Genomic DNA, 14,265 nt, shown 5'->3' with positions numbered 1-14,265 from the left:
TTACGGCGTCACATTCACGGTGAGATACGCATAGTGGCTCACCGTAACCGTATTCACGTCCGCCCCCGCCGTAATCTTCAGCGTACTCACACCCAGCGGAGTACCACCGTTATTCGCCAGCGTCACGGAGTTATTGCACCCAAGGCCAGTTCCAGCCAGACCAATCATAAGCAGCGCCAGCCCAAGCATCCTTGCGCCACCACGCCGCAGCCACCGCGCACGCCTACCAATCGGCGAAAGCAGCAAGCCCGCAAAAGCCAGCACCACTCCCCCACCAGCAGCCTGCCATAACGGAGGGCCATGCCGATCTCTCTGCCCACGCGACGATTTCGCATCCGGATTAGCTTTTAGGCTGGCCTGCGAAATATTCCCCGCCGCCGTGGCTATCGTAAGCGTCGTTCGTCCCGTGCCATTGATGACCGTCGGATCGAAAGTGCAGTTGATCGCCCCATTCTGCGGCGGGTTTTGCTCGGCGCAAACGATTTGAATCGGTCCCGTCAGACCGCCCAGCGAAGCAACCGAGCAAGTAACAGTCGCAGTCTGTCCTTGCACCACAGTTACGCTGTTAACACTGCAACCGATCGTGAAGTCCTCAATCGCCAGATTCAGTGAGTTGGAGACAGCCGTGCCGTAAGTGCCATCTCCCGTGTACTGAGCAGTAATCACATACGCTCCTGCCGGCAGAGACGGCACAAAGACCGTCGCAACCGCTGTATCTCCCAGTCCCGCCGTCACCGATGTCTCCCCGATCAGCGTCGTTCCGGCATAAAAGTAGACGTTCCCCGTCGGATGCTGCTCGGCCGTGCTGACCGGCAAATTCACTGGCGTAACAGTTGCCGTCAGAGTCACCGACTGCCCCGGAGCCAAGACACTGTTGCTAGCCGCCAACGTGACCGTCACCGGCATCAGAATCGGTTGCAGCAGCAGCGGGCTTGAGACGCTAGCGCTCCAGTTGGCGTCTCCCGAATAGACAGCCGTAATTGTATGCGCCGAGGTCGTAGACAACACGATTCCGGTAAGAATGGCTGTATTACTGCTAATCGTCGCCGTGCCCAGCAGCGTCGTCCCACCGTCATAGAAAGAAACCGTTCCGGTAATCGTGAACGCAGTCGTCGTCGTGGTTGCCGGGGCCATCGTCGCCGTAAAAGTCTCCAGAACACCCGCCGTCAGCGTGCTCGGCGCAGCGGAGATCGAAGTAACCGTCGCACCCTTCGCCACCGTAATCGTCACCGACGGAGAAGTAGCGTTGTTGTAATTCACGTCTCCTGAATAAATCCCCTGCACCGTGTGCGCGCCAGCCGACGGAACCACAACATTGACGCTGCCGCTTGTCGTCGGGCCCGACGTGGCAAGCTTCACATTTCCCTGCGGCAAGCCATCGAGATTGACCGTCAGCGTACCCGTCGGCGGCGAGTTGCCCGGATTGGTCGCCGTAACCGTGCCCGTCACCGTGATCGTGCTTCCGCCGCTTGGCGTTGTGGTCGACGGAGCAACCACCAGCGACGTTGGACTCGGCTGAATGTTAATCGTGACCGGCTGCGACTGCGCCGACTCATAAGTGCTGTCTCCGCTGTAAATAGCCGCAATATTATGCCCACCCACCGTAAACTGCCCGTTCTCGGAGTAAGTCGCATTGCCCGAGGAATCCAGCGTCACCGGCGTTCCGGTGTTTGCCGACACCGACTTGTCATAAAACTGGACCGTGCCGGTAGGCACCGTCCCGCCCGATCCGGAAAGAACCCGCGCAGACAGGGCAATGATCGCCGACGGATTGTAAGTAACTCCCCCTGTATTCGTCATCTCGACAGTAACCGGTGCCGTGCCCGTAGCATCCGGAGTCGTCCAGTTAGCGACCAACACCCCGGCATTCACCGAACCCAGCCCAGAAGCAAGATCGAATCCGGCTGCGGAATCAAACCCAATCTCACCCGTATCATCGCTTAAAGTCGTGCAGCCCACGCTGCCCGGCACGCAACGCAACTTAGCCCCGCCCACAGTAACATCCACAAATGCAGATTGCGACTCCGATGAGGACTGGGAACTGCCAGATGAGTCCTGACGAACGCGGCCCAATGCATAGAGATTCGGCGCCAAGTTCCCCTCCGGCCCATACTTCTGTGCCAACACCGCAGCAATCCCCGAGAAGAGCGCAGCCGAAACCGCGCTGCCTCCGGCACTCACAAGGTGGCAACCATCGGCGCCCGAACTATTCGCGTCCCCCGCAAAACAAAATGCCAACCCCTGGATGCCGCTCCCATTACCAGCATGGAAAACGGTCGGCAGGCTCACATCGGGCAGATACCGATGATGCGCAGCCACCGAACCGAGCGCATTCGCAGGCATTGGATCAGAAGCAGGCAACCCCGCCGCTGACTGCCACTGCGGCGTCGTGTAAATCGAACTGAAACCACCGCCCGTAGCATAAGCAGGGTCGGCAGCCCTCGCCGGCTGCCAGCCCGTTAATCCTGTTCCATCCGCAGTAAAGGCAACCGCGCCCACCGCCGTATTCCATGGCGTCGAGGCAAGCCCATTCACGCCCCATCCATTCGCAACAGGACTCGCATCCAGCGGCGAATGACAGCCTGCCGCGCCGCTGTCCCCACTGGCTGCAACGATCGCCATTCCTTCGGCCGCAGCCTGCGCGTACAGGGCCGCGTAAAACGTCTGATGCGCCGGCGACAGGCTGTTCTCGCAAGCCGTATACCCGAGACTCACCGTGTGCGCCATCGCGCCATCCACAACCGCAGCCAGCGCCAGATCGACACCGTCCGTAGCGTTCGTAGAGGCCGCAGGCACCAGGACAATCTGTGCATCCGGCGCCGTCACACCAGCCCACGAAGCAGCCAGAACAGCCGCTGCCTCATCACTCGTGCGACCCGGATCTACACCGCCCAACGTCACGCCCAGCGTAGCTTCCGGCAAACCAAAGCTCCTCCGGAAAGCAGCAAAATCCTCCTGACGCACATTGCTTCGCACAGGAATTGCAATCGATTCCCCGGCTCCGGTCGCGCCTTTCGCCGGAAGCGAACCGAGATTGAGCCACTTTGCCGCAAGCGATGGCGTAAGCGCGTGAGCCGTGTTCAAAGAAGTCGCCGCAGCCAGCGTTTCGGCGCTTCCGCTCAGTTCCGTCGTAACAGTCACGGCAGGCGCGGACAGAACCCCATCGAGCGAGACCAGCCCCGCCACCAGACCAGAAATCGAAGCCGGAAAATTGGCCGCACCCGCAAGCTGATACCGCACTTCTCCGCTGCCCGAGTCGACAGCCTTAAGCGTTGTGCCGAATGCCTTCTGCACCTGAACTAGGCTGCCCGAAAACTCAATCCACCCCCGGCTCGCCGGCAGCGCTGCCAAGTCAAATCCCTGCGCACGCAGCCACGCGGCCACCTGCGCCGCATCTCCGGCGCTCAACGCATACCGGTCGGCGAATTGTACCGGCGTCAGCCATTTGTGAAAGCTCGCATTGCCCCGCGTCTGCTGATCGGTTAGCAGCTTCGCGAGCCCCTTTTGCTGCGCCGCGTCAGGTTGCAGCAGTAGCAGCATCCGCTCCAGCCGCACCGACGAAAGCTTAGTCGAACCAACGGCACTCCCCGCAGGATGAGCCAAGCCTCCTCGAGTGGCAACAAATTCTTGCGCGTCTGCAGCGCAGAGGCCCGCCGTTGAGATTCCGGCAAGCAGCAGGAGAAAACACCATCGGCCAAAGCGTCGTCTGCGTCGCATTCTTCCCTTGTTGTTTTGGTTCGAAACGATTGTATAGCCGAGCCCGGCACCATCCGCAGCGAAACTTCGATCCGGGCATCCGAGTGCCTCCACTCCCGAACCCAACAAGCGTCCACTCAGTCCCTCTAGAAATTACCGGCAAGACTCGAAAGCGTCTTCCGCTGACGCTCTTCCGCATCGAAGTTTTCCGGCGCCAGCCACGCCTCAAATGCCCGCTTGCGCGCCGGCCATTCGGAATCGAGCATTGCGTACCAGGCAGTATCCCGATTCTGTCCCTTGACCACCATATGCTGCCGAAAGATGCCTTCGAAAGTAAATCCAAGCCGCTCCGCAGCCCGCCGCGAAGGCAGATTCAACGCATTGCACTTCCACTCATATCGCCGATAGCCCAGTTCGTCGAACACATATCGCGCCATCAGGTACATCGCCTCTGTCGCCGCCGGTGTTCGCTGCAACCAAGGCGAAAACATCACATTCCCCACCTCAATCACTCCGTTGGCCGGGTCCATGCGCATCAGGCTCGCATAACCCTTCGCCGTCGGGTCCGACTTAGGCAAGATCGCAAAGAATCGCGCAGCCGCGCCAGTCTCCTTGGCCGCCAGAGCAACGGCAAGATCCTCTTCGCTCAGGTATGGCCCATCGCCAAGCCATCGCCAGACCTCTTCATGTCCAAGCACTGCCTGCCATATCGCATGAGAGTGCCGCGCGGCCGAAAGCGGCTCCAGCGTAACCCACCGGCCCGTTAGCATAACCGAAGCCGGCAACGGCACGGGCCGCCAGTCTGCAAGATTCAAATGAAGCGAAGACACCCGTTCAGGTTAGCAGGAGAGCGGGCGATTGTGAGCAACAGTGGCAGTCAGAGTTTCTGCGCCCGCTGCACTTCGCGCACACCTGGCAGACGGCGCAGGCCCAGCACCATGCGGTTCAGATGCCGCAGATCCTCGGCATCCACGACAAACTCAACGATCGCCTCGCCGTTCTCGCCATCCCGCGTCTCCACCGAACGAATATTCGTGTCGTCGTTCGAGATGATCGCCGTCATCTCCTTCAGCATGCCCGAGCGGTTGTCGCAATGGATCGTAATCTTCACCGGATAACGCTGCGCCCGCCCCGGCATCTCGTCCCCGGTCTTCGCCCACTCCACATCGATGCGACGATCGCTCTCATACAGCAGATTCTGCACATTCGGGCAGCTTCGCGCATGAACCGCGACTCCCTTGCCGCGCGTCACATAACCAATAATCTCTTCCCCACGAATCGGGTTACAACATCGCGCCCGATACACAAGCAGATCATTCTGCCCCTCGACCTGCAGCGAGTCCGACCCCGTCAGATGCAGCTTCTTCACCGCATCCGACATTGCCGCCGGCGAGCCGCTGATTGGCTTCTGATCCGTCGCATCCGGATCGGCAATCGGCTGACCCGGAGCGGAACTGACCAGCCCCGGGGCCAGCTTATTCAGAACCTGCCGCGCCGAATGCTTCCCAAAGCCAATCGTGGCCATCAGATCCGTTGCGGTCGCAACACCGTATTCGCCCGCCACGCGCGCCATATCCGTGTCATCCAGGCGAGCCATCGGGATCTTGAACTTCCGAGCTTCCCGCTCCAGCAGCTTGCGCCCAACCTCAATCGCCCGTAGCCGCTGGTTTTCATTCAGCCAGTGTTTGATCTTGTTCCGCGCCCGGGGGCTCTTGACAAAAGTCAGCCAGTCCCGGCTCGGCGTGTGCCCGTTCTGCGTGACGATCTCGACAATGTCGCCATTCCGAAGCTTGGTCCGCAGCGGCACCATGCGCCCATTGATCTTGGCCCCGACGCAGGTGTGGCCAACCTCGGTATGCACCGTATACGCGAAATCAACCGGCGTTCCATCCGCGGGAACGATGACCACCTTGCCGCGAGGTGTAAACGTGTACACCTCATCCGGGTAGAGATCCATCTTCAAACTTGAGAGGAACTCATTCGGGTCCGTCATCTCCCGCTGCCAGTCCACCAGGCTCCGCACCCAAGCCAGCCGCTGCTCGTCCTTGGCGGAGATCACCGATTCGCCGGCCTTGTACTTCCAGTGCGCCGCAATGCCCTCTTCCGCAACCTTATGCATCTCTTCGGTCCGTATCTGCACCTCAAACTGATGCCCGCCGTCGCCCATCACCGTCGTATGCAGCGACTGGTAAAGGTTTGCGCGGGGGATGGCGATAAAATCCTTCACCCTGCCTGGTACAGGCCGCCACAACGAATGAATCAGCCCCAGCACGCCGTAACAGTCCGCCTGGCTCTGCGTAATAATGCGAATTGCCAGCAGATCGAAGACCTGGTCGACGGATACCTGCGACTTCTGCAGCTTTTGGAAGATAGAGTAGAGCCGCTTGATGCGCCATTCCACGCGCGCATGGATGTTGTTCTCGCGAAGCTGCTCGACAATCGCGTCCTCAACCCCGGCCAGGAACTGCTCACCCTCGACGCGCCGCGCCTCGACCGCCTCCGACACCTGCTGGTAGCTCAGCGGATCGGTGTAGCGAAAAGCCAGATCCTCCAGCTCGCCGCGTACCTTGCCCATGCCCAGCCGGTGCGCCAGCGGCGCGTAAATATCCAGCGTCTCGCGGGCAATCGCCTCCTGCCGTTCAGGTTTCAGATGCTCAAGTGTCCGCATATTATGCAGCCGGTCAGCCAGCTTGATCAGCACCACCCGAACATCCGAAACCATCGCCAGCAGCATCTTGCGGACGTTCTCCGCCTGCCTGTCTTCGCGATTCGCAAACTGAATTTTGTCGATCTTTGTGACGCCTTCGACAATGTGCGCTACCTGCTCGCCAAAGGCCGTTGCAATCTCCTCGCTCGTCACCGGAGTATCTTCCACCGCATCGTGCAGCAATCCCGCCGCAATCGCCGTGGCATCCAGCTTCATCTCCGCCAACACTTCCGCAACCTCAAGCGGATGAATAACATACGGCTCACCAGAGGCCCGTAGCTGCCCTTCGTGATAATGCACGCAGAACTCCCACGCCTTCTTGATGGGAGCTAGATCTTCATTGGGTCGATTGGCGCGAACCGTCGTCAGAAGCTGCTCAAAACGCTTCCCAATGGGGCTTTCGCCTGCCGGATTGGCTGCAACGGAAGTTGCGACCGCTTCCCCCATCTCTGGAACCTGCCGCGCGAAACCCTGTTCGGGAAAAATTGGCTTCGGGCTGGCTGCCGGAGCGGTGGTCGGATGGGTCGCCATGCTTCATTATAGGCCGATACGGCAGCAAAATCTTTAAGAGTATCCCAGCAGATCAATAACCGTTGTTTCCAATTGGTCAATTCTCGCCACCCTCAAACCCCGCTGTACGCGATCTGCAACACTGGAATCGGCCTCATTTGAACTGCTTTAATGAAAGGATGGCCAAACCGCGCAATCCGCAATCGCCTCCCCTCACCAAGGCGCCGACCGCCACAAAGCCAACCTCGCCTTTTACGCGACCGGACATACGGAAAACGTCGAGCAAACCGGATCGAACCCCGAACCGAAGCGAGGCTAGAAAGCCGCAATCCCAGCGCAACGAAGCCGACGCAGCGCGGCAAGGCCGACCCACACCTGCCAAACCCACTCCCCGCCCGGCCAATATCTCATCACCAGTTCAGGAGTTCGGCGCTCGCATCACCCGCCGCGCCTCCGACCGCCTGCGTAATGGCCATCTCTGGGTCTACGCCACCGATATCGAGTCGATTTTCACAGGCAACGAAGATGCTCCCGCCCTGCTCCCCGTCGCCGACAACCGTGGACTGCTCCTCGGCACAGCGCTCTATAGCCCAGCCTCCCAGATCGCTCTCCGCCTCGTCTCGCGCGAAGCCATCGATCAGGCAAAATGGCTCAGTCTTCTGGCAACCCGTCTGCGCGCAGCCATCGCCCGCCGCCTGCCCCTCTTGAATGCCGACACAGATGCCTGCCGTCTCGTCTTCAGCGAAGCCGACAACCTTCCCGGCCTCATCATCGACAAATACGCCGGCATCGTGATCGTTCAATTACTCGCCAAGGGGCTCGACCGCGCCGACGTCCGCGAGATCTGCGTACAAGCCCTGCGCCAGGAACTCGTCACGATCAAAGACACTCTGACCATCTGGGAGCGCCCCGATCCACGGATCCGCGAACTGGAAGGCCTGTCCGCCCCAGCCAGCACACCGCTCTTCGCCAGCAATCCCGAATCGCCCGCCGCCAGCACGCTTTTCCGTCTCAATGGTCTGAGCTTCCACTTCGACGTCAACAGCGGCCAGAAGACCGGAGCCTTCCTAGACCAGCGCCAGAACTACGCCGCCGCAGCAGCCTGGGCCAAAGCTCGCGGCACAAAGAAAGCTCTCGACATCTGCACCTACCAGGGCGGATTCGCCCTCCATCTAGCCCAGGTCTGCGAACAGGTCACCGGCGTTGACGCCTCCCGCGCCTCGCTCGAAGTGGCCGAACGCAACCTTGAAGCAAACCGATCCCACCTCAAGACAGAAGTAGACTGGCTCGAAGCCGACGCCTTCGAACTCCTCCGCGGCTGGTCTGAAGCCAAAGAGCCCTCGGATTTCGACCTGATCGTCCTCGATCCGCCCGCCTTCGCCAAAAGCAAGCGCGCCGTCGAAGGCGCGCTGCGCGGCTACAAGGAGCTCAACCTCCGCGCCCTGCACCTGCTCAAGCCCGGCGGTCTGCTCATCACCTGCTCCTGCTCCCACCACATCACCTGGACCGACCTCGAGTCAGCCGTAGCGTCCGCAGCCATCGATGCCCATCGCCGCGTAACTTTGCTCGAACGTCGCGGAGCCGCCCAGGACCATCCCGTCCTGCTCAATCTCCCCGAAACCGAATACCTCAAATGCCTCATCTGCGCAGTCGATTAACTCGGAAGGACTTGAGCTGCGACCTTTAATACTCCCGACGGATAACGATCTGGCTCGTTCCTAGTTAGATCAACATCTTTTCCGCTGGATGACCCAAGTCATGGCATACTTCTCGTGCCCGGCAGGAGTCCTCCATGCGCAAGCTCAACATCGCCCTCCTTCTCACCGCCGTCTCCGCCGTCGTTTTCGCTCAACAAGAGTCCTCCGCTCCCGCGCCGTTCGACGGCGGTTCCTCCGAAGTTCTCCAAAGCATCTACATCCCGCCTCTGCATAACGCGCCCTTCACCGCCACGGTGCATACCGAGTGGGCAAAGCCGCTGGCCGGCGGAGGATCTTCCACCATAGTCAACCAGCGCAAAGTTGTCCGCGACCGCGACGGCCGCATCTATCAGGAGCGTTGGCTGCTCGTGCCAAAGAACGGCAAGATCCCATCCGCCATGAACCTCCTCCAGATCTACGACCCCAACCAACACACCGGCTATGACTGCTTTCTCATGGGCAGGCAAAAAGGATATTGCGAGTTGCAGGCATACGCTGGCCTGGTTAGAAAGGAAGTTCAAGTCACGAGCGGCCCGCTGCCTGGAAAGGCAGGCTTCCGCACTCACGAAGATCTCGGAATCCGCATGATCGAGGGCATCGAGACTACGGGCTCTCGCGACACAACAACCGTGAACCCCGGCGTCATGGGCAACGACGAACCCATGAAAATCGTCCGCGAATACTGGCACTCCACGCAGCTCGGCATCAACCTGCTGTCCATCCTTAGCGACCCGCGCATCGGCACCCAAACCTTCACCCTGAGCGACATCGCCGTTACCGAGCCCGATCCAAAGTACTTTGAGCTTCCTGAAGGCTTCCAGATTGTCGACACACGCCAACCCGAAGCTCAGCAAAGCCCCGCGCCCTCCACAAACTGAGGACGCCTGCGCAAATACCTCGCTCTTAGGAATCTTTCAGGAAATAAGCCTCGACCGCCCGCATCAAAGCCTCGCGATCCAACTGTGGCTCCCTGTCTTCATACCGCGCAGCCCAGCAAACCTGGTTCACAAGATCCTGCGGATAACACGGCTTCAGCTCCTGCTTCAGCGTCCCGCGAAGCACTGCCACTAGTTCCTTAACTACGCCGTCATCGGCCTGGAGTCCATGCTTGCTCGCAACACGGCGAAATATCTCGCAGAACTGCCCCTCGGTAACCGCGCCAATTTTGATCTTCGTCTGAATCCTCCGCAGGAATGCCGGATCCACCAGCTCAGAAGGATTCATATTGGTGGCAAACACAACCAGCATGTCAAACGGAATCTCAATCTTCCTGCCGCCTGCCAGCGTCAGGAAATCGATCCTGCGATCCAGCGGAACAACCCACCGATTGAGTAACTCGTCCGGGCGCAGCCGCTGCCTGCCAAAATCATCAATGATCAGCACGCCGTTATTGGCTTTCATCTGAGCCGGGGCAGCATAGAACTTTGTAACCGGATTGAATTGCAAATCCAGCATCTCGACCGTCAGTTCCCCGCCGACAAGCACCGTCGGGCGGTGACACCGCACCCATCTCTCATCGCGGCTCTGGAGATCAGTCTCACCAATAGGCCGATGAATCACCGGATCGAAAACCATAATGATCTGGCCATCAACCTCCACCGAGTACGGAATCCATGCCTCATTCTCTGCGAGCACCCGCGATAAGGTCTCCGCGATCGAAGACTTCCCAACCCCCGAAGGGCCATAAAGAAAGATCGAAGTACCGGAGTTGAGCGCCGGACCCAACTGTCCAAGCGTCTTCGCGTCAATCACCAGGTGAGCAAAGGCGCGCTCCACATCCGCTTGTCGCGCAGTCAACCCTTGAACGCTTTGCTTTCGAACCTGCTCGACATAGCTCTCCAGAGAAACAGGCGCCGGCCCTGCGTAATGATTATGAGAGAGCAATTCCAGCGCGCGCGACCGGCCCTGCGTCGTAATGGCAAGGATCGGGATGTTGTTCTGCATACCGGTCACATGGCACAACTGTTGTTCGCGTAGCCGGACAAACAACTCGTTGGCCACTTCGAACCCCAGTCGAATATGCTCCGAAAGCCCATACACCGAAAACGGGCCGGACAGATACAGCGTCTTCAACGCGAGATCTTCGAGCACTATCTGACGCACACCGGTTTCCGCAATCGATCGCGGCTTGTACCCCGGACCCGCAAGCGACTGCGATTGAGGAAAATTACCCATTTCCACAGTGGTTTCCATATTGTCGTCTCGATTCTCAGGCAAATATAAGCCTTCGCGCCCTTCTGAAGCCACACTTAGTTCAGGTTTCCACGCGAAGATAGCTTCGCCTCCATACATCGATCTAACGGCGGACTCACCACCATCCGACCGTGTCACTTAGGCTCCGGCCAGACCCCGTGATAGAAATACTGACCCAGCCCAACCGTAAACAGCCAGCAGCCATACAAAGCATGTTCCACGCTGGAAGTAAGCAGCGAACCAGTCTCCGCATAACGCCACGCAAACAAAACTCCCCCGCAGAACGTAAGCCCAACCGCCAGTGAATTGCGAAAGATAATGTGCAGAAAGCCAAAGGCCGCGGCGCTGGCCACGATCAGCACCCACCTGCCCACAGCCGTATCGGAAAACAGCCCCGCATATCGATGCAGAAAAAAGGCCCGGTACAAAATCCCCTGCGGATACACCGAAAGCACCGGATACAACACCATCACCGCCGCCCAGAGCCGCGGATGCTGCCGCACAAAGCCCCACTCCAGTTGCGGAGCCATCCAATGCGTGCCGACCCACAACCCAAGCGCAACCACCGCAAAAATCAGGAGAATCGCACCCAGATGCCCCGCCAGAGGCGCAGTATTCCAAAGCTGCCGCCGATCAAAGCTCCTGTCCCGCATCAGTTGCCACAGCGCATATCCCGCCACCAGCCACAGCACAGGCAAAGCAGGAATCCGCACCGGTGAAAATCGGTAACCAAGCGGCAGCCCAATAAACACAATCAGCAATTCCAAAACCAGCAAGACACGACGCATCCAGCAGCCTCTTATCGAACAACTAAGTCACGCCAGAATGTACCATGTTTCCTAAGCCGGTTTCGCTTCGACTATCCCGACATTCCGGACCATCAGAGCGTCGCTTCCAACCGGATATACCCCGATCAGGAGGAAGCCCGCGGCCTCAAGAATCGCTTTCCATTCGCGCTCACTGCGCTCTCTGCCGCCGGTAACAGCAAGCATATTGAGATCGCTCATCAGGAGACCTTCCAACTGCGGATCTGCATGTGAGACAAGCGGAGGCAGGATGAATTCCACAATCAGCAAACTGCCGTTCTCAGGAATGACCGCGCGGCAGTTCTTGAGAATCGTAATAGCAACCTCGTCCTGACGCCCGTGCAGTACGTGCTTGATCATGTACACATCGGCGCCCGCCGGAACCGATTGCGTCAGATCCGCGGCAATCAGTTCGCACCGCGAGGCGGTATCTTCCTGCGCGAAACGAGGTCTCGCCGCGTCCACGCTATCTTCAAGATCGACAAGCATGCCCCGCAAATGCGGATTAAGTCCAAGCACAGCAAGAATGAGCGACCCGCCACCCCCGCCAAGATCGGCAACCACACTCGCGCGGGAAAAATCCCACGCCTCCGCGATAGGCGCATAATCTTCCGCCGGAGCCGTACCCATAACCGCGCGAAAGATGGAACTGGCTTCGGGATCCTGCGACCACCGGGAAGGTATGTTGGGATCGCGGACCTGAGCGGCCGGCTTGCCGGTTCGAACACAGTCGGTAAGCAGAGACCAGCTATCGGCAAGCAGATCCGACCAAAAGACGACGGCTGCCCAGACAGACTGAGGCACATCCCTCCGCAGTGGCATGCCAAACGAAGTCAACCGAAAGTGTTCCGGCGTCGTCTCTTTCGTAACGCCGATGCTGGCGAGAGCGCGAAGCAGCCGGTACAGCGCAGTTGCGTCTGCCTGGCACTTTTCGGCCAGAAAACCAACGCTGCGCACCTCATCTCCAAGCGCATCGGCAACGCCGAGACGTGCAGCCGCGCAAAGCATCCGGCTGCGGGAATACCCCATCGCCATTTCGACAAGCCCCGTATTCGGCGTAACATTGCCGATGCCGCTGTTCGATTGGACCATGAAACACCTCGACTCCAATGTACTCATCGCGGGCTAGGCCCGCCCAGCAGTAAATCCGGATTTTCCCGTAAATATCTCAAGAACCCGCAAACTAGGGGACCATATTCCGCAGATTGATGATTCAGCATCCAAGTTATGAAGTAAGTTGGAAACCGGAGGTGATTCAGGCATGGCGAACGACGTTTTGCAGACGACTTGCTGTGTGGTGGGTGGCGGACCCGCGGGCATGGTGCTCGCATATCTTCTGGCGCGCCGGGGTGTGCAGGTTACAGTGCTCGAAAAACACGAGGACTTCTTCCGCGATTTTCGCGGCGACACGGTCCATCCGTCCACGCTTGAAGTTCTCAAGGAACTCGGCCTGTTGAAAGAGTTTCTGGCTTTGCCCCATGAGGAGGTAGAGTCGCTCGGCGTGATCATCGGCGATTCCGAATTCAACATTGTTGACTTTCGGCATGTGCCTGCGACCTGCAAATTCGTCGCTCTTATGCCGCAATGGGATTTTCTGAATTTTCTTTCCAGTCATGCCAATCGGTTTCCTTCCTTTCAGTTGCTCATGCAGCACGAAGCGACAGATCTGCTAAAAGAAGGCAAACGCATCCGGGGAGTAGTGGCGCGACACAACGGACAAGAGGTGCGCGTCCACGCCGATCTCGTCGTCGCCTGTGATGGCCGCCACTCCCGCGCGCGCACTGCGGCCCGGCTCAAGGTGATCGAGCACGGCGTGCCCATCGATGTTTTGTGGTTTCAAATCAGCCGCAAGCCCGGCGATCCGGCGCAGGTGCTCGGCAACGTGAATTACGGCAAAGCATTGATCCTGATCAATCGATCGGATTATTTCCAAGCCGGCCTCATCATCGAAAAAGGCTCCTATGAAGACATTAAAGCGCGCGGCCTCGACGCATTCCGCGCCGACATTCGCAGCATCGCTCCGTATCTAGGCGATCGCGTGAACGAACTGCACGATTGGGATCAGATCAAGATTCTGACCGTGCAGATCAATCGGCTGCGGCGTTGGTATCGGCCGGGTCTGCTGTGCATTGGCGACGCGGCCCATGCAATGTCGCCCGCTGGTGGAGTCGGAATTAACCTTGCAATTCAAGATGCCGTCGCGGCTGCGAACATATTGACCCGGCCACTCCTTGAGCGGCGTGTGCCCGAATCGACGCTAGCCAAGGTACAGAAGCGGCGCGAGCTTCCAACCCGCGCTACGCAAGCGATCCAGTTAACGGCGCATCGAGGCCTCGCTCGCGTCTTTGAAAACCCCGGACCGATCCATGTGCCCTGGCAGGCGAAGGCTGCCGCACGCATTCCAGGCATTCAGCGTGCGGTGGGCTATGCGGTAGGGATGGGCGTGCGTCCGGAGCATGTGCGGGAGGAAACATCAGCGAAACCGCGGCGCAGCCTCGCGGCAACAGCCGTCTTCGCAGCGTTAGCGACTGGTGCTTGTGCGGCGTTCGGGATGGCGGCCGCGACTGGTGTCCTCACCTGGGCAGCATGGAAGGCATGGAACCGGGCCACAGAAGCAGCAAGCTAAGCCGCACTCAGCTTCGTTTGACAATACACT

The 14,265-nt window shown here is 59.2% G+C and carries 9 protein-coding genes; 3 read left to right on the top strand and 6 right to left on the bottom strand.

From position 1 onward, the window contains the following. The 3 genes from OHL23_RS09145 to OHL23_RS09135 form a co-directional block, all read right to left on the bottom strand. The gene (locus OHL23_RS09145; protein ID WP_263351471.1) at positions 1–3,603 is read right to left on the bottom strand and encodes an Ig-like domain repeat protein; all 3,603 of its coding nucleotides are present in this window, start codon (positions 3,601–3,603) and stop codon (positions 1–3) included. A gap of 239 nt (positions 3,604–3,842) precedes the next feature. Next, a complete protein-coding gene (locus OHL23_RS09140) occupies positions 3,843–4,466 on the bottom strand; it encodes a GNAT family N-acetyltransferase (RefSeq protein ID WP_263351470.1) in 624 nt (207 codons plus the stop codon). Positions 4,467–4,573: 107 nt separating this feature from the next. After that, the gene (locus OHL23_RS09135) at positions 4,574–6,934 is read right to left on the bottom strand and encodes a RelA/SpoT family protein (RefSeq protein ID WP_263351469.1); all 2,361 of its coding nucleotides are present in this window, start codon (positions 6,932–6,934) and stop codon (positions 4,574–4,576) included. Between the two features lie 158 nt (positions 6,935–7,092). On the opposite strand from OHL23_RS09135, the gene OHL23_RS09130 reads away from it, so the two are divergent. Further along, complete coding sequence (locus tag OHL23_RS09130; protein ID WP_263351468.1) at positions 7,093–8,571, top strand: class I SAM-dependent rRNA methyltransferase; 1,479 nt, start codon at positions 7,093–7,095, stop codon at positions 8,569–8,571. A 134-nt stretch (positions 8,572–8,705) separates the two neighbouring features. Beyond that, the gene (locus OHL23_RS09125; protein ID WP_263351467.1) at positions 8,706–9,488 is read left to right on the top strand and encodes a hypothetical protein; all 783 of its coding nucleotides are present in this window, start codon (positions 8,706–8,708) and stop codon (positions 9,486–9,488) included. Positions 9,489–9,513: 25 nt separating this feature from the next. Here the strand turns inward: OHL23_RS09125 and OHL23_RS09120 are convergent, their stop codons facing one another. The 3 genes from OHL23_RS09120 to OHL23_RS09110 all read right to left on the bottom strand — a co-directional run bounded on the left by OHL23_RS09120 (position 9,514) and on the right by OHL23_RS09110 (position 12,701). Beyond that, the gene (locus OHL23_RS09120) at positions 9,514–10,803 is read right to left on the bottom strand and encodes a hypothetical protein (RefSeq protein WP_263351466.1); all 1,290 of its coding nucleotides are present in this window, start codon (positions 10,801–10,803) and stop codon (positions 9,514–9,516) included. A 134-nt stretch (positions 10,804–10,937) separates the two neighbouring features. Then, positions 10,938–11,591, bottom strand: a complete 654-nt coding sequence (locus tag OHL23_RS09115; RefSeq protein ID WP_263351465.1) for a CPBP family intramembrane glutamic endopeptidase — start codon at positions 11,589–11,591, stop codon at positions 10,938–10,940. A gap of 51 nt (positions 11,592–11,642) precedes the next feature. After that, positions 11,643–12,701: a methyltransferase gene (locus tag OHL23_RS09110; RefSeq protein WP_263351464.1), complete on the bottom strand. Its 1,059-nt coding sequence runs from the start codon at positions 12,699–12,701 to the stop codon at positions 11,643–11,645. Between the two features lie 169 nt (positions 12,702–12,870). On the opposite strand from OHL23_RS09110, the gene OHL23_RS09105 reads away from it, so the two are divergent. Further along, complete coding sequence (locus OHL23_RS09105; RefSeq protein ID WP_263351463.1) at positions 12,871–14,235, top strand: FAD-dependent oxidoreductase; 1,365 nt, start codon at positions 12,871–12,873, stop codon at positions 14,233–14,235. The last annotated feature ends 30 nt before the right edge of the window (positions 14,236–14,265 follow it).

Origin of the sequence: Acidicapsa acidisoli, assembly GCF_025685625.1 — a bacterium.
Taxonomy (GTDB): Bacteria; Acidobacteriota; Terriglobia; order Terriglobales; family Acidobacteriaceae; genus Acidicapsa; species Acidicapsa acidisoli.
Note: the sequence above shows the minus strand (reverse complement) of the source record. Positions and strands in the feature narration are given on the sequence as shown.